This is a genomic window from Brevibacterium sediminis (assembly GCF_024895295.1).
Classification (GTDB): Bacteria; Actinomycetota; Actinomycetes; order Actinomycetales; family Brevibacteriaceae; genus Brevibacterium; species Brevibacterium sediminis.
Genome location: NZ_JAHQRN010000001.1, coordinates 644,842 through 668,611, shown reverse-complemented (window position 1 = coordinate 668,611; position 23,770 = coordinate 644,842). Strand labels below are relative to the sequence as shown.

The 23,770-nt window shown below is 64.2% G+C and carries 22 protein-coding genes; 16 read left to right on the top strand and 6 right to left on the bottom strand.

Translation table 11 applies throughout. From position 1 onward, the window contains the following. Positions 1 to 41 precede the first annotated feature (41 nt). The 9 genes from KTJ89_RS03100 to KTJ89_RS03060 all read left to right on the top strand — a co-directional run bounded on the left by KTJ89_RS03100 (position 42) and on the right by KTJ89_RS03060 (position 9,212). The gene (locus tag KTJ89_RS03100; protein ID WP_172169481.1) at positions 42 to 1,028 is read left to right on the top strand and encodes an SDR family oxidoreductase; all 987 of its coding nucleotides are present in this window, start codon (positions 42 to 44) and stop codon (positions 1,026 to 1,028) included. Between the two features lie 103 nt (positions 1,029 to 1,131). Further along, positions 1,132 to 2,490, top strand: a complete 1,359-nt coding sequence (locus tag KTJ89_RS03095) for a flavin monoamine oxidase family protein (protein ID WP_172169478.1) — start codon at positions 1,132 to 1,134, stop codon at positions 2,488 to 2,490. Position 2,491: 1 nt separating this feature from the next. Then, complete coding sequence (locus KTJ89_RS03090; protein ID WP_172169475.1) at positions 2,492 to 4,015, top strand: APC family permease; 1,524 nt, start codon at positions 2,492 to 2,494, stop codon at positions 4,013 to 4,015. Next, on the top strand, positions 4,012 to 4,419 hold the full coding sequence (locus KTJ89_RS03085) for a helix-turn-helix transcriptional regulator (RefSeq protein WP_139467216.1): 408 nt from the start codon (positions 4,012 to 4,014) through the stop codon (positions 4,417 to 4,419). Before KTJ89_RS03090 ends, KTJ89_RS03085 begins: the two co-directional genes overlap by 4 nt. Before the next feature lie 19 nt (positions 4,420 to 4,438). Beyond that, on the top strand, positions 4,439 to 4,849 hold the full coding sequence (locus KTJ89_RS03080) for a VOC family protein (protein WP_139467215.1): 411 nt from the start codon (positions 4,439 to 4,441) through the stop codon (positions 4,847 to 4,849). A 5-nt stretch (positions 4,850 to 4,854) separates the two neighbouring features. Next, entirely contained in the window at positions 4,855 to 7,227 is a 2,373-nt protein-coding gene (locus KTJ89_RS03075; RefSeq protein WP_259356762.1) for an ATP-binding cassette domain-containing protein, read from the top strand. A gap of 143 nt (positions 7,228 to 7,370) precedes the next feature. After that, complete coding sequence (locus KTJ89_RS03070) at positions 7,371 to 7,868, top strand: transglycosylase family protein (protein WP_139467213.1); 498 nt, start codon at positions 7,371 to 7,373, stop codon at positions 7,866 to 7,868. Positions 7,869 to 8,219: 351 nt separating this feature from the next. After that, positions 8,220 to 8,645 (top strand): DUF1801 domain-containing protein, encoded by a 426-nt coding sequence (locus tag KTJ89_RS03065; protein ID WP_139467212.1) that lies wholly within the window; start codon positions 8,220 to 8,222, stop codon positions 8,643 to 8,645. Between the two features lie 48 nt (positions 8,646 to 8,693). Next, positions 8,694 to 9,212 (top strand): hotdog fold domain-containing protein, encoded by a 519-nt coding sequence (locus KTJ89_RS03060; protein ID WP_216656720.1) that lies wholly within the window; start codon positions 8,694 to 8,696, stop codon positions 9,210 to 9,212. A 37-nt stretch (positions 9,213 to 9,249) separates the two neighbouring features. On the opposite strand, the gene KTJ89_RS03055 is transcribed toward KTJ89_RS03060, so the two are convergent. Next, positions 9,250 to 9,810, bottom strand: coding sequence for a maleylpyruvate isomerase N-terminal domain-containing protein (locus KTJ89_RS03055; RefSeq protein WP_139908024.1), 561 nt, complete (start codon positions 9,808 to 9,810; stop codon positions 9,250 to 9,252). A 241-nt stretch (positions 9,811 to 10,051) separates the two neighbouring features. On the opposite strand from KTJ89_RS03055, the gene KTJ89_RS03050 reads away from it, so the two are divergent. From KTJ89_RS03050 to KTJ89_RS03030, 5 genes are all read left to right on the top strand, one after another. Beyond that, positions 10,052 to 10,798, top strand: coding sequence for a DUF5058 family protein (locus KTJ89_RS03050; RefSeq protein ID WP_139467210.1), 747 nt, complete (start codon positions 10,052 to 10,054; stop codon positions 10,796 to 10,798). Between the two features lie 9 nt (positions 10,799 to 10,807). Next, the gene (locus KTJ89_RS03045) at positions 10,808 to 11,545 is read left to right on the top strand and encodes a hypothetical protein (protein ID WP_172169472.1); all 738 of its coding nucleotides are present in this window, start codon (positions 10,808 to 10,810) and stop codon (positions 11,543 to 11,545) included. Between the two features lie 94 nt (positions 11,546 to 11,639). Then, positions 11,640 to 12,881: an amidohydrolase gene (locus KTJ89_RS03040; RefSeq protein ID WP_259356761.1), complete on the top strand. Its 1,242-nt coding sequence runs from the start codon at positions 11,640 to 11,642 to the stop codon at positions 12,879 to 12,881. Next, positions 12,878 to 14,311 carry an amidase gene (locus KTJ89_RS03035; protein ID WP_259356760.1) on the top strand — a complete coding sequence of 478 codons (1,434 nt, stop codon included), beginning with the start codon at positions 12,878 to 12,880 and terminating at the stop codon, positions 14,309 to 14,311. Before KTJ89_RS03040 ends, KTJ89_RS03035 begins: the two co-directional genes overlap by 4 nt. Positions 14,312 to 14,470: 159 nt before the next feature. Then, positions 14,471 to 14,986 (top strand): ferritin, encoded by a 516-nt coding sequence (locus tag KTJ89_RS03030; RefSeq protein ID WP_139467206.1) that lies wholly within the window; start codon positions 14,471 to 14,473, stop codon positions 14,984 to 14,986. A gap of 147 nt (positions 14,987 to 15,133) precedes the next feature. Here the strand turns inward: KTJ89_RS03030 and KTJ89_RS03025 are convergent, their stop codons facing one another. After that, entirely contained in the window at positions 15,134 to 16,066 is a 933-nt protein-coding gene (locus tag KTJ89_RS03025) for an AEC family transporter (RefSeq protein WP_172169463.1), read from the bottom strand. 82 nt (positions 16,067 to 16,148) lie between these two features. On the opposite strand from KTJ89_RS03025, the gene KTJ89_RS03020 reads away from it, so the two are divergent. Further along, complete coding sequence (locus tag KTJ89_RS03020) at positions 16,149 to 16,619, top strand: Hsp20/alpha crystallin family protein (protein ID WP_139467204.1); 471 nt, start codon at positions 16,149 to 16,151, stop codon at positions 16,617 to 16,619. Between the two features lie 113 nt (positions 16,620 to 16,732). Here the strand turns inward: KTJ89_RS03020 and KTJ89_RS03015 are convergent, their stop codons facing one another. Further along, positions 16,733 to 17,467, bottom strand: coding sequence for a class I SAM-dependent methyltransferase (locus tag KTJ89_RS03015; RefSeq protein ID WP_172169460.1), 735 nt, complete (start codon positions 17,465 to 17,467; stop codon positions 16,733 to 16,735). Between the two features lie 129 nt (positions 17,468 to 17,596). On the opposite strand from KTJ89_RS03015, the gene KTJ89_RS03010 reads away from it, so the two are divergent. Further along, complete coding sequence (locus tag KTJ89_RS03010; RefSeq protein ID WP_172169457.1) at positions 17,597 to 18,856, top strand: aspartate aminotransferase type Ic; 1,260 nt, start codon at positions 17,597 to 17,599, stop codon at positions 18,854 to 18,856. 84 nt (positions 18,857 to 18,940) lie between these two features. Here the strand turns inward: KTJ89_RS03010 and KTJ89_RS03005 are convergent, their stop codons facing one another. Genes KTJ89_RS03005 through KTJ89_RS02995 form a run of 3 tightly spaced genes read right to left on the bottom strand, consistent with a single transcriptional unit; the run spans position 18,941 to position 23,746 of the window. After that, entirely contained in the window at positions 18,941 to 19,795 is an 855-nt protein-coding gene (locus KTJ89_RS03005; RefSeq protein WP_172169454.1) for a 3-hydroxybutyryl-CoA dehydrogenase, read from the bottom strand. Positions 19,796 to 19,845: 50 nt separating this feature from the next. Then, positions 19,846 to 20,352 (bottom strand): peptide deformylase, encoded by a 507-nt coding sequence (locus KTJ89_RS03000; RefSeq protein ID WP_172169451.1) that lies wholly within the window; start codon positions 20,350 to 20,352, stop codon positions 19,846 to 19,848. After that, positions 20,345 to 23,746: a pyruvate carboxylase gene (locus tag KTJ89_RS02995; RefSeq protein ID WP_172169448.1), complete on the bottom strand. Its 3,402-nt coding sequence runs from the start codon at positions 23,744 to 23,746 to the stop codon at positions 20,345 to 20,347. Before KTJ89_RS02995 ends, KTJ89_RS03000 begins: the two co-directional genes overlap by 8 nt. Between the last annotated feature and the right edge of the window lie 24 nt (positions 23,747 to 23,770).

Below are 23,770 nucleotides of genomic sequence, written 5' to 3'. Positions count from 1 at the left end.
ACTGACACGAGATGTCAGTGGAAGCCGATGAGACTGTTCCCATGAATACACCGACACCGGAATCAGCTCACGCCGCCGACCCCGCCGACTTCGCTCCGTTCTCCCAACGTGCGCTGAGCGGCAAGGTCGCCCTCGTCGCCGGGGCCACCCGAGGAGCCGGCCGCGCCATCGCCCGGGACCTCGCACGCGCCGGCGCCTTCGTCCACTGCACCGGCCGATCGACCCACGAGCGTCCCTCCGACTACGCACGCACAGAGACGATCGAAGACACCGCCGCCCTCATCACCGACGAAGGCGGCCAGGCCGAAGCCCACGTCTGTGATCACCTCGATCCGGCCCGGATCTCACAGGTGATCGGCCAGATCGAAGCCCACCACGGTCGTCTCGACATCCTCGTCAACGACATCGGGGGAGAAGCCTACGTCGAGTGGGGCACACCGTTCTGGGAGACTGAACTCGATACCGAGATGCGCTTGTTCCGGGCGGGTCTGCTCACTCACCTGCACACCGCACATGCCGCCCTGCCCCTGCTCACACGGAATCCGGGCGGTCTCCACATCGAGATCACCGACGGCACCGCAGAGTTCAACGCGGGCCATTACCGGGAGAATATCTTCCTCGACCTCACGAAGACGGCTGTGAGCCGTCTGGCCTTCGGGCTCGGCCACGAACTCGCCAAGGTGGAAGCGACCGCGGTCGCCATCACCCCCGGTTGGCTGCGATCGGAGATGATGCTCGATCACTTCGGCACCACAGAGGATGACTGGATGCGCGACTCGCTCGACGAAACCCGCACCGAACCGCCACGTGATTTTGCGATCTCCGAGACGCCTCATCTGCTCGGTCGTTCCGTTGTCGCACTGGCCGCCGATCCCGACCGGCACAGCTTCAACTCGACGACGCAGGACACCCACGGATTGGCTGTCCACTACGGATTCAATGACCTCGACGGTTCGCGACCCGATTCGTGGAGCTTCATCACCACCCTTGAGAACGACCCTGCGGCGGATCCCCGCGAGTTCCGCTGACCGCACGGGCGAGTGCGGATTCCGCACTTGCCGAATCCGTCTTGGCACGGGCCCGGGACCTCGTTAGTCTGAAGCCACCCAATCGCTTCAGGAGGAGTTCGCCGTGTCCGCAGAAACCCGTGACGTCGTCATCATCGGAGCAGGCCCATCGGGCCTGAGCGCCGCCCGTCGGCTGCGGAAGGCCGGACGCAGCGTCATCGTGCTCGAGGCCCGTGACCGCGTGGGCGGCCGCACCTGGACCGAACACATCGACGGGCAGATGTTCGAACTCGGCGGCCAGTGGATCTCCCCGGACCAGACCGCGCTGCTCGCGCTCGTCGACGAACTCGGCAAAGAGACCTACCCGCGGTACCGCGACGGAGACAGCGTCTACATCGCTCCCGACGGAAAACGCACCGTCTACTCGGGAGAGATGTTCCCGGTGGGGGAGTCGACCCAGTCCGAGATGGAACGTCTCATCGGCATCCTCGACGAACTCGCCGCCAGGATCGGTCCGAATTCACCCTGGGATGCCGAAGACGCTGCCGAACTCGACTCGATCTCCTTTCACCACTGGCTGCGCCAGCAGTCCGAGGACGAACTCGCATGTGAGAACATCGGGCTGTTCGTCGCCGGCGGCATGCTGACCAAGCCCGCCACCACCTTCTCAGCACTCCAAGCCATTCTCATGGCCGCCTCGGCGGGATCGTTCACGAATCTCGTCGACGATCACTTCATCCTCGATCGTCGCGTCGTCGGCGGGATGCAGTCGGTTTCGGTGCAGATGGCCGAGGAGCTCGGCGAGGACATCGTCCGTCTGCAGCAGCCGGTGCGCCGGATCGAATGGTCGGAGACCGGCGTCAGTGTTTCCACCGACGAGCTGACAGTCAGCGCAGGCCATGCGATCGTCGCCGTGCCACCGAACCTGTACTCGCGCATCAGCTATGACCCGCCGCTGCCGAGGCTCCAGCAGATCTTCCACCAACACCAGTCGATGGGGCTCGTCATCAAGGTCCACGCCACTTACGACAGCCCGTTCTGGCGCGAAGACGGTCTGTGCGGAACCGGATTCGGTGCCTCACGTCTCGTCCAAGAGGTCTACGACAACACGAACCACGGTGAAGAGCAGGGTACTCTCGTCGGCTTCATCTCCGATGTCAACGCCGATGCCATGTGGGCCCTGGACGAAGAGTCCCGCCGGACGAAGATCCTCGAAGCCCTCGCCGAATTCCTCGGCCCGAAGGCACTCGACCCCCGAGTGTTCTACCTCTCCGACTTCGGCGCGGAGGAATGGACCCGCGGAGCTTATGCGACGAGCTACGACCTGGGCGGTCTGCACCGGTGGGGACCGTTCCAGAACGACCCGGTCGGGCCCATCCACTTCGCCAGCTCCGATATCGCTGCCGAAGGCTACCAGCACGTCGACGGAGCGGTGCGCATCGGCACCGCCACCGCCGAGAGGATCCTCGGCGAGAAGTCCTGAGATGAGCAGCACACAGCCGTCACCGTCGACGAACACGAGCGGACTGAGCTCCAAAGGACTCTCCGCCGGCAAGATCGGAGCCATCGGGGGAGCCGTCATCGGCATCTCCTGCATCGCTCCGGCCTATACGCTGACCTCGGGACTGGGTCCGACGATCTCCGAGGTCGGAGTGCACACCCCGGCCGTGCTGCTCATCGGCTTCGTGCCGATGCTCCTCGTCGTCTTCGGCTACCGCGAACTGAATACCGCGATGCCGGATTCGGGCACGACGTTCACATGGGCGACCAGAGCGTTCGGGCCGTGGCTCGGTTGGATGGGCGGTTGGGGGCTCGTCGCCGCCACCGTCCTTGTGCTGTCCAACCTCGCAGCCGTTGCCGTCGACTTCCTCTTCCTTCTGCTGTCCCAAGTGTTCTCCGATCCGTCCATCGCCGAACTCACACGGGTGCTGTGGATCAACATCCCCGTGACGATCATCCTCACCGCTGCTGCGGCCTGGGTGTCCTATCGGGGAGTCGAAGCCACCGAGAAGCTGCAGGTATGGCTGGTCGCCTTCCAGGTGCTGGCGTTGGGCTGGTTCGTCGTCGCTGCGATCGTGCAGGCGTCCAACGGCACCTCCTATGATCCGACCCCGGTCTCGCTTGATTGGTTCAATCCGCTGTCCGCCGGCGACTTCTCCACCGTCGCTGCGGCCGTATCGCTGTCGATCTTCCTGTTCTGGGGCTGGGACACGGTGATCACGATGAACGAGGAAGCGAAGGATCCGGAGAAGACTCCAGGTCGCGCTGCCATGCTCACGATCATCGCGATCGTCATCATCTACATCGCCTGTACGATCGCCGTCATCTCCTTCGCAGGGGTCGGCACCAAAGGGCTGGGTGCGGGCAACCCCGACAACCAGGAATCGATCTTCGCCTCACTCGCCGGCCCGGTCATGGGGCCCTTCGCTGTGCTCGTGTCCGTTGCGGTGCTCTCATCTTCCCTGTCCTCGCTGCAGGCGACGATGGTCTCGCCCTCGCGGACGATCCTGGCGATGGGCCACTACGGGGCGCTTCCTGAGAAGTACGGTCGGGTCTCTCCCCGCTACAAATCCCCATCGGTCGCCACCGTCACCTCGGCGGGGGCCGCGATCATCTTCTATGTCGTCATGCGCCTGCTCTCGGAGAACGCTCTGTGGGACACGATCACTGCGCTGGGACTCATGGTCTGCTTCTACTACGGCATCACGGGTCTGGCCTGCATCTGGTATTTCCGACGCAGCCTCTTCTCCTCGACCCGCACGTTCTTCTACCGGTTCCTGTTCCCGCTCGTCGGGGGCGTGACCCTGCTGATCATCTTCGTCACCACCGCAATCGACTCTCTCGACCCCGACTACGGTTCGGGATCCTCGGTCTTCGGCGTCGGACTCGTCTTCGTCCTCGGCATCGGGGTGCTGGCCCTGGGAGTGGTCATCATGATCTTCCAATCCGTCCGCCATCCCGACTTCTTCCGCGGACGCACCCTGAAGCAGGGAGTCGACGAGGGGTGAACGAACAGCTGGTGGCTCTGCGCCGGGTCCGGGACCGCATCGACCGCGAGTTCGACCAGCCATTGAGCGTGGAGGCCCTGGCCACAGGCGTGCACATGTCCGCCGGGCACCTCAGCCGCCAGTTCAGAGCGGCCTTCGGCGAGTCACCGTATTCGTATCTCATGACGCGCAGGATCGAACGAGCCATGGCCCTCATCCGCCGCGGCGATCTCACGATCACCGAGATCTGCTTCACCGTCGGCTTCTCGTCCCTGGGCACCTTCAGCACTCGCTTCAGCGAACTCGTCGGACTCTCACCGACCCGTTACCGCGACGGGGTCGCCGCGGGCGAGCACCGGCTGCCGACGATCGTGGTGAAGAATGCACTGCGACCGGTCAGGAATCGAGAAGTCCCACCGAGCTGAGCAGTCTACGATTGCTGACATGGACATCTCGATCAACGCCAGCTTCCTGCCGCACACCGATGCGGAAGAATCCCTGACCTTCTACCGTGACATCCTCGGCTTCGAGCTGCGCCTCGACGTCGGTGCCGGACGCATGCGCTGGCTGACGGTGGGACCGGTCGGCCAACCCGACACATCGATCGTGCTCACCCCGCCCGTGACCGACCCGACGATCAGCGACACCGAACGGGAGACCATCGAAAGACTCATCGCCAAAGGCAGCTATGCCGCGATCGTGCTCGCGACACCGAACGTCGATGAGGCCTTCGCCGAGGTGGAGGCCAAGGGCGCCGACATCGTGCAGGAGCCGATGGACCAGCCCTATGGTCTGCGAGACTGCGCCCTGCGGGACCCCGCCGGGAACATGATCCGCATCCAGCAGAGAGACTGACACCAGTGCACAGTGCAGACAGCCACGACCTCATCCGCGTCAGCGGAGCCAGGGAGAACAACCTCAAGAACGTCAGCGTCGAGATCCCCAAGCGCCGTCTCACGGTCTTCACCGGCGTCTCGGGCTCCGGAAAGAGCTCACTCGTCTTCCACACCATCGCCGCCGAGTCCCAGCGGATGATCAACGAGACCTACTCCGCCTTCGTCCAAGGCTTCATGCCGGCGATGGCCCGACCCGAGGTCGACGTCCTCGAGGGACTGACGACGGCCATCATCGTCGACCAGGAGCGGATCGGGGCGAACCCGCGCTCCACGGTGGGCACGGTCTCTGATATCAATGCGAAGCTGCGCACCCTCTTCGCGCGTCTGGCAGAACCGAACCTCGGATCGACGAACGCGTATTCCTTCAACGTCGCCACCCTGAGCGGCAAGGGCGCGGTGACCATCGACAAGGGCGAGGGCAAACAGGTCGAACGGAAGGCATTCTCCGTCAACGGCGGCATGTGCCCGCACTGCGAGGGCATGGGCACAGCCACGGACATCTCCATCGCCGAGGTGGTCGATGAGTCGAAATCTCTCAATGACGGGGCCATCACCGTTCCCGGGTACAAACCCGGCGGCTGGTCGGTGCGCATGTTCTCCGAATCCGGGTACTTCGATCCGGACAAACCGGTCGCCGATTTCGATGAGAAGGAGCGGCACTATCTGCTCTATGCCGAAGGCGAGAAGGTCAGGATCAATGGCACCAACATCACCTTCGACGGGCTGATTCCGCGGATCCAACGGTCGTTCCTGTCCAAGGACCGGGATTCGATGCAGAAGCACATCCGCGAATTCGTCGACCGTGCCGTCGTCTTCACCACCTGCCCCGAATGCGCAGGGACACGGCTCAACGGAGCCGCCCGGTCCTCGCTGATCGCCGGCAAGTCGATTGCTGATGTCTGCGCTCTGCAGATCTCGGACATCACGGGTTGGTTGGACCAGATCGAGCCGGGAGCCGCCTCGGCGCTGCTCGATTCCCTGCGTGCGGATGTGCGCGCCTTCAACGACATCGGCCTCGGTTATCTGTCCTTGGACAGATCAGCCGGATCGCTGTCCGGGGGAGAGGCGCAGCGGATAAAACTGGTCCGCCACCTCGGGTCCTCGCTCACGGACGTCACCTACGTCTTCGACGAACCGACGATCGGCCTGCACTCACACGACATCCGATCGATGAACGAACTCCTGCTGGCGCTGCGGGACAAAGGCAACACGGTGCTCGTCGTCGAACACAAACCCGAGACGATCCTCATCGCCGATCACATCGTCGATCTCGGACCCGGAGCCGGCAGCAACGGGGGAGAGGTCACCTTCACCGGCACCGTCGACGGTCTCCGGGCATCCGATACGCTCACCGGTCGCCACCTCGGATACACGGCGTCGCTCAAGGAAAAGGTGCGGGAGCCGGCGGGAGCTCTCGAGATCCGCGAGGCCGGGTCGCACAATCTGCGAGATGTCGATGTCGACGTGCCCCTCGGCGTGCTCACCGTCGTCACCGGCGTCGCAGGGTCCGGTAAGAGCAGCCTCATCGAGGGATCCCTGCGTGGACGTGATGGGGTCGTGATGATCGATCAGGCGCCGATCAAGGGATCCCGGCGCAGCAACCCGGCCACGTATACAGGGATGCTCGAGCCCATTCGGAAGGCATTCGCGAGGGCCAATGGGGTCAAGCCCGCTCTCTTCAGCGCGAACTCCGAAGGTGCCTGTCCCGTGTGCAACGGGGCCGGAATCATCTATTCGGATATGGCGCTCATGGGCGGCGTGTCCGCACCCTGCGACGAGTGCGAGGGCAAGGGTTTCCAAGCCGAGGTGCTCGAGTTCGCCTTGGGCGGACTGAATATCCGTGAGGTCCTCGACCTGCCGGTGGACGCAGCGATTGAGCATTTCGGTGCGGGGGAGTCGCGTATCCCCGCGGTCGTGAAGATTCTGAAGATCCTCGCCGAGGTGGGACTCGGCTATGTCAGCCTCGGTCAGCCGCTGACGACTCTGTCCGGGGGAGAGCGGCAGAGATTGAAGTTGGCGGTCCATCTGTCGGCGAAGGCCGCTGATGCCGCGCAGGTGATCATCCTCGACGAACCGACGACCGGTCTGCACTTGGCCGATGTCGAGAATCTGCTCCAGCTCCTCGACGGGCTCGTCGATTCGGGGCGTACCGTCATCGTCATCGAACACCATCAGGCCGTGATGGCTCACGCCGATCACATCATCGACCTGGGGCCCGGCGCCGGACATGACGGAGGGTCGATCGTCTTCGAAGGCAGCCCGACTGAGCTGGTCGCAGGGGCGAAGGCGAACGGATCGCTGACCGCGGAGCATCTGGCACAGTACGTGAATTCCTGACCGGGGGAGCCGCTGCTCTTCAGGCCTCACTCAGGTTCCGCGGAGGCGATTCGGATGCTGAATTCACGGTCTCGGGTTCAAATGCGGCAGTTGATTCGTTACGGTGTATAACGGCTCGGTAACGACCGGGTTACAGAACCGAAATGCAGTCGTACTTTGGAGAAGACACAGTGAACCTCTACAGCACAAGCCTCCGCAAGGTCGCCCTGCTCGTCGGCGCCGGCGCTGTCGCAGCGGCCGGACTGACCGGAATGAGCGCAGGGCAGCCGGCCCAGGCATCTGAGAAGGGCGTCTGGGACAAGGTCGCCGAATGCGAATCCGGCGGAGACTGGCACATCAACACCGGCAACGGATACTACGGCGGACTGCAGTTCTCCAAGCAGACCTGGAACGGCTTCGGCGGTTCGGGCACTGCGGATGAGCACAGCAAGAAGGAACAGATCCGGATTGCTCAGAAGGTCCTCAAAGAGCAGGGGCCGGGCGCATGGCCGACCTGCGGTGAGAAAGCCGGACTGACGAAGTCCAATGGCGCTGCCGATGACGGAGGCGGCAAGAAGGACGATGGCGGCAAGAAGGACGACGGTGGCTCTGACGACAGCGGCAAAGTCGGCCTCGGCGGCAACGTCACCGTCGGCAGCTGAGACCACACGTTGATCTGACGATCAACGATCTGCAGGCATGGACACGTGCGCTGTGATCGTGATCATGGAATGGCCGTGAGTGACCCATGCGTCGCTCACGGCCATTTCTGTCGGTGAGGGTCGTCGCTGCGCATTGTGCTTTCGTGTCGGGGGTGTCATCCGTGAGTTTCGAAGCTCCTCTCCGTCTTAGGATAGAACGCCGATAATATACATTATGTTAAGTTAAGATTGAGAGCCGAGCCGCTTCCCCGTGGTCTCGCCTATAGAGTTGATGCTGACGATCGATGGCCGCAGATGTGTTCTGCAATCTGATGGTCCAGGTCTTCTGCCGAGTTCTGACTGGGAGGCGAAATGGCGACGAAGCAACCAGCAATGCGACCGACAGGCGAACCCGTCGATGACGTGCTCGACCGTGCAGGCGGTCCCAGGCGCGCCGAGGCTGATCGCCTGCGCGAGATCCTCACAGAGATCTCCGGCGAAGAGCCCGTTGTCTGGGCCTCACGCATCATCGGATTCGGCGAGGTCGAGTATCGCTACGAATCAGGACATGGCGGCACGATGCCGGTTCTCGCGTACTCCCCTGCCTCGCGTCAGCATACGATCTATCTCACGAGCGACTATGAGGACCGTTGGCCCGACCTTGCCTCCAGGCTCGGCAAGTACCGCAGCGGCACGTCGTGCCTGTATCTCACGCGCTTGAATGATGCCGACGAATCGGTGCTGCGTGAACTCCTCAAGCGCACTCGTGACCACACGCTCGCCGAATGGTCCGACTGATAGCATGTTTACTGAACAGTAACTCAGATCACAGTGAAGGGCGCCTCCATGACCGCAGACACCACAGCCGTGCAGACCGCCGAATCTGCACCCACCTTCAAGCTCTGGAAGAAGATGCAGGAGATGCCTCTGGGCGGCCTCGTCGGTTCATGGCTGTTCTCTCAGGGCATCTGCTTCAAAGCACCCTATTTCCGTACTGTGCGCCCGCAGATCAAAGAGCTGCGACCCGGGCTGTGCCGCGTCACTGCGCCCAACCGCCGTGGAATGCACAACCATATCGGCACCTATCACGCAATCGCGTCGTGCAATATGGCCGAAGTCGCCGCCGGTGTCATGACGGAAGCGACCGTGCCGCCCACTCACCGCTGGATCCCAGCGGGAATGACCGTGGAATACAACGCCAAGGCCAGCAAAGGGGCGGTCATGGCAGTCACCCGGCTTGAAGAGATCCCCGAATTCGGCGACGAGAAGTTCGACCTGATCGTCCCTGTGGATGTCTTCGACGCGAACGGCATCGCCTTCGTCACCGCACGCATCACCATGTACATCTCACCGAAGAAGCGCTGAAGCACCGCGGATCCACCAGGTCACCGCCTGGAACCCTTTACCGGCCCGACAGCAGCAACACGCGCTGAGCGTGCGTGACTCCCCCGCCGATCGGGCGTGGCGGCCTGTACCCGCCTTCAGGCCCTAAGTCGATGATGAGATCGCCGAGCTCGGTTGAGATGAACTCGGCAAGGCTCTCATCGATCGGCCAGTCATGTCCGGTGCCGCGCGAGAGATCAGCGGCATGGAGTGCGAGCTCGAGAATGCGCATCTGCACCAGCTGCGCTCCCGGGATGCTGCCGATCCGGTGAGCGACGGGCGCGTGGAGGTCGCATTCGTACACCAGCGCCCTGAACGACCTCTCGTGAGTCCAGAAGGAATCGAGCATGTCCTCTCCGAGGTGATCGGCTCCCCTGGTGGCTTCGACTTCCTCCGTGCTCGCCTGCTGCAGCAGCTTCGTGTAGCGGACTCCCCCGCCGATCAGGTGATTGATGAGCTCCGCATTCGACCATTCCGCCGCCCCGCTCGTCCGGTTCAGATCGGAGGTGCGGACTCGACGGAGGGCTGTGACCCAACATGCTTCTGCCTGATCGAGCTGAGTGGTCGTGACTTCATCCATGCCCTCAGCCTAAGTCCGGATGCCTGGGACCGTACCGACGATCTCGGGTGGTGTCGTTCCGCAAGGCGGGAAGGGCATCAGAAATCGCTCCGATGAATCTCGAGTGTTGAGAACTTCTGGTCAAACCATGGTCCTGACCGTTCGGTCAGTATAAGTTGTTCCTGCGCGCTGCGTGATGGTATACCAATGTGGATCGCCGTCCTGCGCCCCTGCAACTCGACAATGAAGTGAGGAGCTGACCATGACCGTGGCCAGCGGTTCGGCCGACTACATCGGCCTCGCAAACGCACCGATTCTCTGGATACTCGCGATGGCGGTGATGGGTGTCGTCGTCGTTCAATCGCTCATCTACATGACCGCGGTGAAGAAGAACGCCGAGTCCGCGGGTATGAGCCAACAGGAAGTCCGTTCGGCCTTCCGCGCCGGCGGTGTCGCCGCCATCGGGCCATCGCTGTCGGTGGTCCTCGTCGCCATCGCTCTGCTGCCTCTGTTCGGCACTCCCCCGGTCATCGTCCGCGTCGGACTCATCGGGTCCGCCGCCACCGAGGTCGCATCTGCGTCCCTGGCGGCAGGCACCATGGGTGCCAACCTCGGTGATGAGACCTTCACTCGCGGCGTGTTCATCGTCGCCCTCATGGCGATGAGCCTCTCGGGCGCCGGCTGGATGATCTCCACCCTCATCCTCACCCCGATCTTCAAACGCAGCTCTCACAAGCTCGAGAAGGTCAATCCCGCACTCATGTCGATCATCCCGGGTGCGGCACTGCTCGCGGCCTTCGCGGCGCTGACCTTCCGTGAGCTGCCGAAGTCACCGACCCATGTCATCGCCGTCATCGTCTCGGCAGTGGTGATGAGCATCTGCCTGCTGCTCGCCAAGACGCTCAAACAGAACTGGCTGAAGGAATGGGGATTGGGAATCTCCCTGCTCATCGGCCTCGTCGCCGCCTACTTCGCCCACTATGCCGGTCTCGGCATGCCCGAAGCCTGAGGAGAGACCATGTCATCGATCATCACATCACCCTCGCACGCGGCATTCGAGCGCACCACCAGCCGGTGGGGCTCGATCACGCTGTTCATCGGATTCCTCATCGCCACCTCGGTGCCGTTCTATCTTCTGTTCGTCGCCGACGCGAACATCGATTTCGGAGAGATCCTCAAGGGATTCCTCGCCGTGTTCGCCGTCTACGGAGTCTTCTACATCGTCGAACCTCTCACCTATTTCCCGATCCTCGGACCCGCCGGGATGTACCAGGCCTTCATGATCGGCAATGTCGCGAACAAGCTGCTGCCCTCGGCGATCGTCGCCCAGGACACGATCGGGGCGAAGCCCGGCACCCGCAAGGGCGAATACGCGGCGACGATGGCCATCTGCGGAGCCGCGATCATCCACGTCGCCTCGATGGTCATCTTCGTCGGCATCCTCGGCACCTGGCTCGTCTCCCTCATTCCCGAGCCGGTGACCCTCGTCGCGAAGCTCTACATCCTCCCGGCGATCCTCGGCGGTGTCACCGTCCAGCTCATCGCTTCTCTCAAGCAGCTGAAATCGACGCTCATCGCCCTCGGCATGGCGGCGCTGGTCATCCTCGTCCTCGTCAGACTGGTTCCCGTGCTCGCGCCCGGCGACGTCGCCATCGTCGTGTTCCTGACCATCCTCATCACATGGTTCACCCGCAACAAGGCGGTCACGGACAAAAGACCCGACAGCGACGGCACCGACACCGTCGGCATCAACTGAGGGCTGACAACGTTCGGTGCTCGTCTGCCGAGACCGACCCCCGCATCCGACAATTCCTGCCAAGATGGCACCAGACCTCTGCTGAAAGGACATCATGTCACTCAACTCCGCCCTCCGCGCGTCGATCAGTGCCGATCTTGACCAGACGATCGCCGACTACAAGCACTTCCACCGCACTCCCGAGCTGTCCATGCAGGAGACGAACACCGCCGCGGAGATCGCCTCCCGGCTCCAGGCCCTCGGACTGAAGACACACACCTTCGGCGGAACCGGAGTCGTCGCCGTGATCGAGAACGGCGACGGTCCGGTCATCGGCTACCGTGCCGACATCGACGGACTGCCGATCAGCGAGGACACCGGACTCGACTATGCCTCCACGGCGGACGGCACTCTTCCCGACGGCGAGACGACGAAGGTCATGCACGGCTGCGGCCACGACACTCACATCACGGTCGGCCTCTACCTCGCCAAGCACCTCGTCGCACACAGGGACCTGTGGTCGGGAACAGTCGTCATGCTCTTCCAGCCCGGTGAGGAGACCGGCCAAGGTGCGCGCGCCATGCTCGATGACGGGCTCTGGGATGAGATCGTGCGCCCCGAGGTCATCTTCGGTCAGCACGTGTGGCCCGGTGCCGCCGGTCACCTCTACGTCAGCAGCGGCACCGCCATGGCGATGTCCGACTGCCTGCGCGTGACCGTCAAGGGCAAGCAGGCACACGGATCCCAGCCGGAGAACGCGATCGACCCGATCGTCCTCGGCGCCTATATGATCACCCGCCTTCAGTCGGTCGTGTCACGCGAGATCTCCGGCCGCGACATGTCGGTCGTCACCGTCGGCACCTTCCACGGCGGACTCAAAGAGAACATCATCCCCGACTCCGCCGAATTCAAACTCAATATCCGCACCTTCACCGAGGAGGTCCGCGCGATCGTCCTCGACCGGGTCCGCCGCATCATCGAAGCCGAGGCTCTTGCCTCCGGAGCTCCGGAACCCGAGATCGAAGAGATGTATCGGTTCCCGCGGTGCTACAACCACCCCGAGGAGACCGAGTCGTTCCTCACCCATGTCGGAGCCGAACTCGGCACCGAACAGGTCCACCTGTCCGAGCCCGCCACCGGCAGCGAGGATGTCGGAGCGTTCGGCGATGACATCGGCGTCCCATACGTGTACTGGTTCTTCGGTGGCTACTCCCCCGAGAAGTTCGCCGATGGTCAGACCCCGCCCGGGAATCACTCCCCGTTCTTCGCTCCCGACGATGTCGAGACCACTCTCGAGACGGGCATCAGAGCCGCGTTGTCCGCGGTGCTGAGCAAGGTCGGAAAGGACCGCGCATGAGCGAGGAGATGCTGTGGTGGTCGACCCGTGAGCTGGCCGGCCGAATCGCCGCCAAAGAAGTCTCTGCTCGGGAGGCTCTGCAGGCCCATCTCGACCGCATCGATGAGGTCAACCCTGCTCTCAACGCCGTCGTCACACGAGACGACGAAACCGCCTTCGCCCGAGCTGATGCCGCAGACGCAGCAACCGCCCGCGGTGAGAGCTTCGGTGCCCTGCACGGAGTGCCGATGACGCATAAGGACACCCACGACACGGCAGGTATGCGCACGACCTGGGGTTCACCGCTCATGGCCGATCGCGTGCCCGAATCGGATGCGCTCATCATCGCCCGGCTCAAAGCCGCCGGCATCACGACGACAGGCAAGACGAACGTGCCCGAGTTCGCCGCCGGCTCCCACACCTTCAATGAGGTGTTCGGCACAACCGTGAACCCCTACGACCGGACGAAATCGGCATCGGGATCCTCCGGCGGTGTGGGGGCGGTGCTCGCGGCCGGGATCCAGGCATCAGGAGACGGCTCCGACATGGGCGGATCACTGCGGTCGCCCGCATCGTTCAACAACGTCGTCGGTCTGCGACCGAGCAACGGCCGTATCCCCCACGTTCGACCGGGCAACCCCTTCGCGTGGCTGTCCCAGAGCGGATTCATGGCACGCACGGTCTCCGACGTGGCGCTGCTCATGTCGGTGGCTTCGGGGCCACATCCTTCGGCGCCGGAATCGATCCTGGAATCGGGCAGTGTCTTCGACCTCCCGGAGTTCGCACTCGACGCCGACCGCTCCCCCGACCTCGCCGGACTGCGGGTCGGCTTCAACCCCGACCTGGACGGACTGCTTCCGGTCGAATCCGAGGTGCAGGAGATCGTCGCTTCCGCCGCGCCGGTGTTCGGCAGCCTCGGCGCGCATGTGGACGAAGAGATCCCGGATCTCACGGACGCCGACGAGGTATTCAACGTCCGCCGCGCCCTCGACTTCGTGGGCTCCTGGGGCGGTCTGTATGAGGCGCACCCGGACAGAATCAAGGAATCGGTCCGGTGGAACATCCGCATGGGCCTCGACCTCACCGGTGCCGAGGTGGCTTCGGCCGAATCAGCACGCACCCGCCTGCACGCGGAAGTCGACAGCTATTTCGCCGGCCATGACGTCCTCGTGCTCACCACGTGCCAGGTCCGGCCGTTCGATGCGGACATCGAGTATCCCAGTCAGATCAACGGGGTACAGCTGGAGAACTATCTCGATTGGATGCGGGCACTGTGCCTCATCTCGGCGACCGGCTGCCCAGCCATCTCGGTACCCGCCGGCTTCTCGGCCTCCGGTCTGCCGGTGGGCGTGCAGATCGTGGCCAAGCCCGGTGCGGACGTCGAGCTGCTGCGAGTCGCTCATGCCTTCGAAGCCGCCACCGGTCATCACCTCAGACGGCCGGACCTCTGATCGGCATTCTGCGCAGGACGCAGCGTCGGTCGAGGCAGGTATGGCATACCTGGGCAGAGTTTGCCGAGCCTTTCCACACTGGAACGGTTCTAGAAAAGGTGTCAGGATATTCTCTAAGCAGGCGGAACGGATCCGCCTCGAACCGCAAAGGAGTAAAAGATGCACCTGAGCCCCGCTATGCAGAAGGTCCTCAACGAGCAGGTCACCCTCGAACTCGAAGCCTCGTTGGTCTACCTCCAGCTCTCCATCCAGCTCGATGATCTCGATCTTCCCGGAATGACGCGCTGGATGCGCGCCCAGTCCGAAGAAGAGCAGGTTCACGCCGCCAAGTTCACCCAGCACTGCCTCGACCGCGGATTCGCCCCTCAGATCGGCGACATCGCCGCTCCGAAGGTCTCCGGTTCGCAGCCGATCGACTTCTTCAAGGCTGCACTGGCCCACGAGGAGAAGGTCTCGGAGTCCATCCGCAACATCTACCGCACCGCTCAGGACGAGGCCGACCTCGACGTCCTGCCGCTGCTCCACTGGTTCATCGACGAGCAGGTCGAGGAGGAGTCGAGCATCTCCGAGATCATCGGTCGCCTCGAGCGCGTCGGCAACGACGGTGCCGGTGTCCTGCGCATCGACTCCGAACTCGGCTCACGCCACCCTGATATCACCGCCGACAGCGAGTGAGAACTGCATGACCGCTCCGGCTCAGCGCTCAGATCGAGCTCCATGAGTCGAGTGTGAACTCGAATCGAGTACTCAAGCGGCCGATCCCAGCACGGGATCGGCCGCTGTCGTATGCAGGCCCGAGGTTGTGGGGAGACCGGTTCGTCCTCAGCCGAGGACCGACTTGCCGATGAGCAGCACGACCGGCAGGGACACGAGCATGACGACGGTCTGACCGGCGATGAGTGCGGCCATGAGCTTCGCATCTCCCCCGAGTTGCCGGGCCATGACATAGCCCGAGCTCGCCGTGGCGATCGACTGGAAGAGCAGTCCGACCAGCGCCGGCACCGTCGGGACTGCCAAGAGAGACAGTGCGACGAGGGACAGCCCCGGCAGCACGATCAGCTTGACGATCGTCGAGACGATGATCGCCCGGGCATGGGCACGCATCGAGAACGCCTGCAGACCGGCACCGACGCAGAGGAGCCCGATGGGCAGCGAGGCGACCGCCAAGGGTTCGAGGACCGTGGCCGCCACGTCCGGCAGACCCAGACCGCTGACATTGGCCGCGGCTCCGGCGACGCAGCCGAGCACGAGAGGATTCGTCGCGATCGCCTTGAACAGCGCGAGCAGCGAGCTCGGTCCGGTGCGCAGGAACTCGAAGCCGAGGCTCGAGATGACATTCACCGTGGGGACGAGGATCGCCGCGACGATCGCGGCCACGGCGCTGCCTTCGGAACCGAACAGGCTGCCCGCCAACGACAGGCCGATATAGGTGTTGAAGCGGATCCCGCCTTGGAGAACGGAGGTGAAGGCCGGAAGATCGCGGGCGATGACCCGGCGGGCGAGGACGATGCCCAGGGATACGATCACGGTGGGGATGACGAGAGCCGCTGCCAAGCGCGCGAGCGGGACATGGGCCACGTCCACCTCGGCGACGGAGGTGAAGAGGAGCACCGGAAGGAGACAGTAGTACGCGAGCTTCTCCGCGCCCGACCAGAATTCCTGACTCCGAAATCCCGGCAGTCTCTTCAGCATGAGACCGAATGCGATGAGCGCCGTGACGGGAAGAAGGGCGAGGAGTATGGGAACCAGGCTCACAGACTGAGAATTTCATGAGTTTGGAATCATTTCAAAGTTGAGTGTGTTTGACTCAATGTAGGACCCGAACGAAAGGAAGCACATGGCTACACGTTTCGACCCCATCCGTGACCTCGACCGATTCTTCTCCGAGGTGACCCGCACCCCGAACGCCACCACCTTGCCGATGGACCTCTACCGCGACGGCGAAGTCTTCATCGCCCGCATAGATATGCCCGGAGTCGATCCGAGCAGCATCGATGTCGACGTCGAAGACCGCACGCTCACGGTTCGCGCTCGCCGCGAGTCCGAGGTCGCCGACAAGGACGTGAAGTGGCTGACCCGAGAACGCACCAACGGCACCTATGCCCGCCAGCTCACGCTCGGCAACCGGGTGGCGCTGGATCGCATCCGCGCCGACTACAGCGACGGTGTCCTCACGCTGACGATCCCCGTCGCCGAGGAGGCCCGCCCCCGGAAGATCTCCGTCTCCCATGCAGCCGGACAGACCTCCCCCGAGGTGGTTGAATCGTCTTCGTCCGACGAGCCCCGCTCCCCCGGCCTCGACAGCTGACACCGGCGCCGGATTCCGACGGAATCACGGTGGCCGAGGTTCGGACGCCGAGGCGTTCCCCGGTTGCCGACAGCGGGCCGCACCCTCATCGGGTGCGGCCCGCTTCGTGCGTTTCAGGCCCGTTCGAGGAGATACGCCAGGCACATATACGGCAGATCCACTGTGCCGGACACAGGATGCTCGACACTGAAGTACTCGCGCAGGTTTGCTTCGACTCGGGCTCGTGTCCTCTCGTTCGAGCGCAGCCAATACGACCGTGTGCGAGCGAGGTCGACGATTCCGTCGACGGCGAGCTCCGTGGTGAATTCGACGAGCCTGTGGTCGGTGAGAGCCAGACCGTTGCCGGGCTGAGGTCGGTACTGCGGTCGATAGACGTCGCCCGCGTGCATGATCCGGCTCAGGCGCAGCACCCAGTCGACGCGGACATCGAGTTGGTTGATGAGGATGAGCAGCCGGCCTCCCGGGCGAAGGATGCGCGCCACTTCGGCGGCTGCTTGCGCTTCGTCGAACCAATGCCAGGCCTGCGCGACAGTGACGAGGTCGAGGCTCTCTGCTTTCAGGCCGGTGTCCTCAGCGGTGCCGATCTTCGTGGGGGCAGGATTGCGTTCGAGTGCGGCTGTGTCGGGATCGACGGCGATGAGATCAGCACCGTGTGCGAGCAGCCGGCGGCTGAGGATCCCTGTTCCCGCACCGAGGTCGCATACGCGCAGACCGGACCATTGCGGCTCCCAACCGGTCAGCGCGAGGTCGAGGGCGGAGTCGGGATATCCGGGCCTCACCTCGTCATAGACTCCGGCCTGGGTGCCGAAACTGCGTCCGTGGGCGGCCTGCGCACGTGGTCGCACCATCTGAGTCTGCCTTTCATCGAGTTGCCTGCGGTCGTCCGGGTCACCGCTGCAGACCACTCTAGCGTCGTCGACATTCGCCGAGTCGATAGGATGGAGTCAACGGCCCGTTCCCAGCCCTAAGGAGCCAGCATGTCCGCACCGTCCGACCTCTCGTCCAAACTGGACGAAGCCTCCGCCGCATACGAGGAATTCGCCTCGCGCGGTCTCGCGCTCGATATCACACGGGGCAAGCCGGCCCCGGAGCAGCTCGACCTCGCTGCCGATCTGCTCACTGCGGTCAGCGGCGACGACTTCCGCACTCCCGGTGGTGTCGATACCCGCAACTACGGCGGACTCGACGGACTCATCGAACTGCGGGAGATCTTCGCTCCGCTGCTCAAGGTTCCGGCCGATCAGCTGCTGGCCGGCGGCAATGCCTCGCTGACTTTCATGACCCAGGCGCTGACCTTCGCCCTCATGCACGGCACGGCCGTCGATGATCGCCCGTGGGGGCAGGGTCCGCATAAGCTGCTGTGTCCCGTGCCCGGTTACGACCGCCATTTCACCCTGGCCGAATCCCTCGGGTTCGAGCTGTTGACCATCCCGATGGATGACGAGGGCCCGATCATCTCCGAGGCGCAGCGTCTGGCCGAAGATCCGGCGGTCAAGGGCATGTGGCTGGTGCCGATGTATTCCAACCCGACCGGAATCACGGTCACCGAAACGCGGGCACGGGAGCTGGCTGCCATGCCGACGGCGGCGCCCGACTTCACTCTGCTGTGGGACAACGCCTACGGGGTGCACCATCTGCGAGAGGACCATCCGGACAATCTCGACATCCTCTCCCTCTGCGCAGAGGCGGGTCATCCCGAACGCGCATGGGTCTTCGCCTCGACGTCGAAGATCACTCATGCCGGGGCCGGTGTGTCGTTCTTCGCCGGAGGCCCGGCCACGGTCGATTGGATGCGAGCGAACCTCGGGAAGGTCGCGATCGGCCCTGACAAGATCAACCAGCTGCGCCATGTCCGGTTCTTCTCCGACCCGGCCGGGGTCGAAGCACATATGCGCAAGCATGCCGAGATCGTCGCACCGAAGTTCGATGCGGTGCTCAAGGCGCTCGAGGACGGACTCGGAGCGGAAGAGCTGGCGCAGTGGACCTCACCGGACGGCGGGTACTTCATCACTCTGACAACGATCGAGGGCATCGCCGACCGGGTCGTCAAACTCGCAGGGGAAGCCGGAGTGAAGCTGACTCCTGCCGGTGCCACACACCCGTACGGTCTCGACCCCCACAACAACATCATCCGCATCGCGCCGACGATGCCGACCCTCGATGAGGTCGAACTCGCCGCTCAGGGCCTCGTGGCGTGTGTTCGCCTGGCCAGCTATGAGAAGCTGCTCGCCAGCTGACACCCGAACGCTGCCTGCAGACTGAGACAGGTCCGCCCCGAACCGAAGGGTTCGGGGCGGACCTGTCTGTACCGGAGCGTCGGATCAGTATTCGTAGAATCCGCGTCCGGACTTCACACCGAGCAGGCCGGCATCGACCATGCGCGACAGCAGGATCGGAGGCTTGTTCGCCGGGTCACCGGTCTCCTCATACATGCTCTCTGCTGCATAGAGGCAGGTGTCGAGACCGACGAGGTCGGCCAGCTTGATCGGTCCCATCGGATGGGCGCAGCCGCCGACCATTCCCGCGTCGATGTCCTCCTTCGTCGCGTGTCCGGTCTCGAGCATCCGGACCGCACTGAGCAGGTACGGGATGAGCAGGGCGTTGACGATGAAACCGGGGCGGTCATCGGCCTGGATCGGATTCTTCCCGAGCACATCGGCGACGAAGGACGTCACGGTGCTGCGGACATCCTCGGTGGTGAGCACCGAGGACACGATCTCGACGAGCGGCTGGACCGGTGCGGGGTTGAAGAAATGCACACCCAGCACGCGTTCGGGGCGCGAGGTCGCCTGCGCGAATCGGATGATCGGCATCGACGAGGTGTTCGAGGCCAGGATCGCTTCCGGGTCGGTGACGACCTGGTCGAGCTCGGCGAAGATCGACTTCTTGATGTCCTCGTTCTCACTGGCCGCCTCGATGACGAGCTGACGATCGGCGAGATCGCTGATATCGGTGGTGAACCGCAGTCGGCCGAGTGCTTCGTCGCGGGCAGCGGCATCGAGTTTGCCCTTGTCCACTGCGCGAGCCAGGGACTTCTCGATGCGGGCACGACCGGCGGCCGAGGCCTCCTCGTTGATCTCGCGGACGATGACGTCGAGACCGGACTTCGCCAGCACCTCGGCGATTCCGGCTCCCATGAGTCCGCTGCCGATGACGGCGGTGCGCTGGATGCTCATAAACTTCTCCTTCTTGGTCTATATGGTCGGTCGGGTGCGAATGACTCGGCTCAGGGCATTCGGGCGAGGAACCAATCGGCCGAGCGGATGGCTTTCATGGCCTCCCGCCGGCGTTCCCCGGGCAGAGTCTGGATGTAGACCTGCCCGTCGAGGTGCCCCACCTCGTGTTGGAGCATCTGGGCGAAGACTTCCGTGCCTTCGATCTCGATCGGCTGATTCTTCGCATCCACCCCGCGTACCCGAGCGAACTCGTAGCGTGGGGTGGGGAAGAACAGCCCGGGGACGGAGAGGCAGCCTTCTTCGATATCTCGCAGCTGCCCGCCGAGCTCGACGATCTCCGGGTTGATGACATATCCCGTGCGACCGTCGAGGTCGTAGCCGAAGGCTCGCAGTCCGACCCCGATCTGCGGAGCGGCGACGGCCGCACGGCCCCCGGGCCGTGCGGTGTCGACGAGGTCGGCTGCCAGAGCTTCGACGTGATCATCGAAGACCATCACCGGTTCGCACTTGCTGCGGAGCACGGGGTCTCCCCACAGTCGGATCTCACGTTCAGGCATCGATCACCACGACGAGGTCTCCGCCTTCGAGCTGCTGGACATCGGCGATGGCCACACGGGAGACGGTTCCGGCCGTCTGCGTGGTGATCGTCGCTTCCATCTTCATCGCCTCGATGGTGGCCACGGTGTCGCCGACGGAGACCCTGTCGCCCTCGTGGACCTGCATGGTCACAACACCGGCGAACGGGCTGCCGACGTGTCCGCTGTTGTTCGGATCGGCCTTCTCCGCAGTCTTGACTTCGCTTTCGACGGACCGGTCACGCACCTGCAGCGGACGCAGCTGCCCGTTGAGGGTGAACATGACCGAACGCATCCCGCGCTCGTCAGTGCCGCCGATGGCCTGGACGCCGATGAGCAGGTTCTTGCCCTTCGCCAGCTCGACGGCATGCTCTTCCCCACTGGTGAGGCCGTAGAGGTACTCGGAGGTCTCGACGACGGAGAGGTCGCCGTAGTTCGAGCGCATCGACTGGAATTCCTTCGTCGGCCCGGGGAACAGCAGCTCGTTGAGCTTGTCCTTCCGGTCCCGGCCCGGCGTCTGCAGTGCTTCGGCATCCGCCGGTTCGAGATGCTCGGTGAGCGGCTTGGCGGAACGGCCGGCGAGGGCCTTCGTGCGGAACGGCTCGGGCCAGCCGCCCGGAGGGTCACCGAGGTCACCGTTGAGGAAGCCGATCACCGAATCGGGAATGTCGAACTTGTCGGGGTTCTCCGCGAACTCCTCCGGCGCAACTCCGGCGCCGACGAGGTGGAGCGCCAGATCGCCGACGACCTTCGAGGACGGGGTGACCTTGACGAGGTGGCCGAGAATCGAATCGGCGGCCGCATACATGTGCTCGATGTCCTCGAACCGCTCCCCCAGGCCCAGTGCGACGGCCTGCTGGCGCAGGTTCGACAGCTGTCCACCGGGGATCTCGTGACGGTAGACGCGGCCGGTCGGTCCGGCGAGCCCGGACTCGAAGGGTGCGTAGAGTTTGCGCACCGATTCCCAGTAGGGTTCGAGGTCGCTGACGGCGTCGAGGCTGATGCCGGTGTCGCGCTCGGTGTTCTCGAATGCGGCGACGAGCGCGGAGAGACTCGGCTGGCTGGTGGTTCCGGCCATGGCCGCCGAGGCGGCATCGACGGCATCGGCACCGGCGGCGGCAGCTGCATAGAGGGTGGCCAGCTGTCCGCCCGCGGTGTCGTGGGTGTGGACGTGGACGGGCAGGTCGAAGTTCTCCCGCAGAGCAGTCACGAGCTTGACCGTGGCGGCAGGGCGCAGCAGGCCGGCCATGTCCTTGATGGCGAGCACATGAGCTCCGGCGCCAACGATCTGTTCGGCCAAGCGCAGGTAGTAGTCGAGCGTGTAGAGCTCTTCCTTCGGATCGAGGATGTCCGAGGTGTAGCACAGGGCCACCTCGGCCAGTGCCGTGTTCGTTCCGCGCACGGCCTCGATCGCCGGACGCATCTGCTCGACGTCGTTGAGAGCGTCGAAGATGCGGAAGATGTCGATGCCCGTGCGGGCCGCCTCATCGACGAATGCGTCGGTAACCTCGGTCGGGTACGGGGTGTAGCCGACGGTGTTGCGTCCGCGCAGAAGCATCTGCAGGTTGATGTTGGGCACCGCGGTGCGCAGGGCTTCGAGACGTTCCCATGGATCCTCGCCGAGGAAGCGCAGCGCCACATCATAGGTCGCACCGCCCCAGGCCTCGATGCTCAACAGCTCGGGTGTCATCCGGGAGACGTGCCCGGCCACGGCCAGCAGGTCTCGTGTGCGCACACGGGTGGCCAGCAGGGACTGGTGGGCGTCGCGGAATGTCGTATCCGTGACGGCCAGGGAGCTCTGCTCACGCAGGGCGCGGGCGAAGCCCTCCGGTCCGAGCTCGGCGAGACGGTCGCGGCTGCCCGCAGCGGGTGCTGCGGAGAGGTCGATGCTCGGGAGCTTGTCGCCCGGACGGATGCGTAGGCCCGGTTCGCCGTGGGGGCGGTTGACCGTGACATCGGCGAGGTAGTCGAGCAGCTTCGAGCCGCGGTCGGCGCTCACTCGAGCGTCGAAGAGCTGCGGGCGTTCTTCGATGAAGGACGTGGACAAGTCTCCGGCGACGAATGCGGGATCATCGAGGACGGCCTGCAGGAAGCCGATGTTCGACGATACGCCGCGGATGCGGAACTCAGCCAGGGCGCGTTTGGCACGGCCGACGGCCTGAGCGAAGTCGCGGCCGCGGCACGAGAGCTTCACGAGCATCGAGTCGAAGTGGGGGCTGACGGCAGCACCGGCGTGGACGGTTCCGCCGTCGAGGCGCACACCTGCACCACCGGCAGAGCGGTAGGCGGTGATCGTGCCGGTGTCGGGGCGGAACGAGTTCGCGGGATCCTCGGTGGTGATGCGGCACTGGAGTGCGGCGCCCTTTATCCGCATCTCGTCCTGGCGCAGGCCGATCTCTTCGAGGGTGGCCCCGGCGGCGATGCGCATCTGCGAGGCCACGATGTCGACGTCGGTGATCTCTTCAGTCACTGTGTGTTCGACCTGGACACGCGGGTTCATTTCGATGAACACGTGCTTGCCGGCGCGCGGCCCGTCGGTTTCGAGGAGGAATTCCACGGTGCCGGCGTTCTGGTAGCCCAGCGCCTTTGCGAACTTCAGGGCATCTGCGTGCAGGGCGGCCGCGATCTCGGGATCGAGGTTCGGGGCCGGAGCGATCTCCACGACCTTCTGGTGGCGGCGCTGCACGGAGCAGTCGCGTTCGAAGAGGTGGATGGCGTTCGAGTCGTTGTCGGCCAGCACCTGGACCTCGATGTGACGGGGGCGCTGCACCGCCTGCTCGATGAAGACCGTGGGATCGCCGAAGGCGCCTTCGGCTTCGCGCATCGCGGCCTTGAGAGCGTCTTCGAGGTCGGAGGCCTGAGCCACGCGACGCATTCCGCGACCACCGCCGCCGGCGACGGCCTTGACGAAGAGGGGGTATTCCATCGATTCGGCATCGGCGAGCAGCTGCGCGATATCGGCCGACGGACGTGTCGAGTCGAGGACCGGGATGCCCGCATTGCGTGCTGCCGCCAGCGCCTGGACCTTGTTTCCTGCCAGTTCGAGCACATCGGCCTTGGGGCCGATGAAAGTGATGCCCGCTTCGGCACAGGCTCGTGCCAGATCGGGGTTCTCAGAGAGGAAGCCGTATCCGGGGTAGATGGCGTCGGCGCCGCTCTCCTTCGCCACCCGCAGCATCTCTTCGACGCTGAGGTAGGCGCGGACGGGATGACCCTCCTCACCGATCATGTAGGCTTCGTCGGCCTTCATGCGATGTTCGGAGTTGCGGTCTTCATACGGGAAGACTGCGACGGTGGAGGCTCCGAGCTCATAGGCGGCACGGAACGCACGAACGGCGATCTCTCCGCGGTTGGCCACGAGGACTTTAGAGAACATAGGTGTCTCTCACTTCTGTATCGG

What these genes read in the sequence shown, in the direction of transcription:
- KTJ89_RS03020 (WP_139467204.1), top strand. Translation starts at nt 16,149, where the DNA reads ATGGCTACACGTTTCGACCCCATCCGTGACCTCGACCGATTCTTCTCC.
- KTJ89_RS03015 (WP_172169460.1), bottom strand. Translation starts at nt 17,467, where the DNA reads ATGGTGCGACCACGTGCGCAGGCCGCCCACGGACGCAGTTTCGGCACC.
- KTJ89_RS03045 (WP_172169472.1), top strand. Translation starts at nt 10,808, where the DNA reads ATGTCATCGATCATCACATCACCCTCGCACGCGGCATTCGAGCGCACC.
- KTJ89_RS03080 (WP_139467215.1), top strand. Translation starts at nt 4,439, where the DNA reads ATGGACATCTCGATCAACGCCAGCTTCCTGCCGCACACCGATGCGGAA.
- KTJ89_RS03055 (WP_139908024.1), bottom strand. Translation starts at nt 9,810, where the DNA reads ATGGATGAAGTCACGACCACTCAGCTCGATCAGGCAGAAGCATGTTGG.
- KTJ89_RS03030 (WP_139467206.1), top strand. Translation starts at nt 14,471, where the DNA reads ATGCACCTGAGCCCCGCTATGCAGAAGGTCCTCAACGAGCAGGTCACC.
- KTJ89_RS03090 (WP_172169475.1), top strand. Translation starts at nt 2,492, where the DNA reads ATGAGCAGCACACAGCCGTCACCGTCGACGAACACGAGCGGACTGAGC.
- KTJ89_RS03065 (WP_139467212.1), top strand. Translation starts at nt 8,220, where the DNA reads ATGGCGACGAAGCAACCAGCAATGCGACCGACAGGCGAACCCGTCGAT.
- KTJ89_RS03010 (WP_172169457.1), top strand. Translation starts at nt 17,597, where the DNA reads ATGTCCGCACCGTCCGACCTCTCGTCCAAACTGGACGAAGCCTCCGCC.
- KTJ89_RS03005 (WP_172169454.1), bottom strand. Translation starts at nt 19,795, where the DNA reads ATGAGCATCCAGCGCACCGCCGTCATCGGCAGCGGACTCATGGGAGCC.
- KTJ89_RS03040 (WP_259356761.1), top strand. Translation starts at nt 11,640, where the DNA reads ATGTCACTCAACTCCGCCCTCCGCGCGTCGATCAGTGCCGATCTTGAC.
- KTJ89_RS03060 (WP_216656720.1), top strand. Translation starts at nt 8,694, where the DNA reads ATGACCGCAGACACCACAGCCGTGCAGACCGCCGAATCTGCACCCACC.
- KTJ89_RS03000 (WP_172169451.1), bottom strand. Translation starts at nt 20,352, where the DNA reads ATGCCTGAACGTGAGATCCGACTGTGGGGAGACCCCGTGCTCCGCAGC.
- KTJ89_RS03035 (WP_259356760.1), top strand. Translation starts at nt 12,878, where the DNA reads ATGAGCGAGGAGATGCTGTGGTGGTCGACCCGTGAGCTGGCCGGCCGA.
- KTJ89_RS03070 (WP_139467213.1), top strand. Translation starts at nt 7,371, where the DNA reads ATGCAGTCGTACTTTGGAGAAGACACAGTGAACCTCTACAGCACAAGC.
- KTJ89_RS03100 (WP_172169481.1), top strand. Translation starts at nt 42, where the DNA reads ATGAATACACCGACACCGGAATCAGCTCACGCCGCCGACCCCGCCGAC.
- KTJ89_RS02995 (WP_172169448.1), bottom strand. Translation starts at nt 23,746, where the DNA reads ATGTTCTCTAAAGTCCTCGTGGCCAACCGCGGAGAGATCGCCGTTCGT.
- KTJ89_RS03050 (WP_139467210.1), top strand. Translation starts at nt 10,052, where the DNA reads ATGACCGTGGCCAGCGGTTCGGCCGACTACATCGGCCTCGCAAACGCA.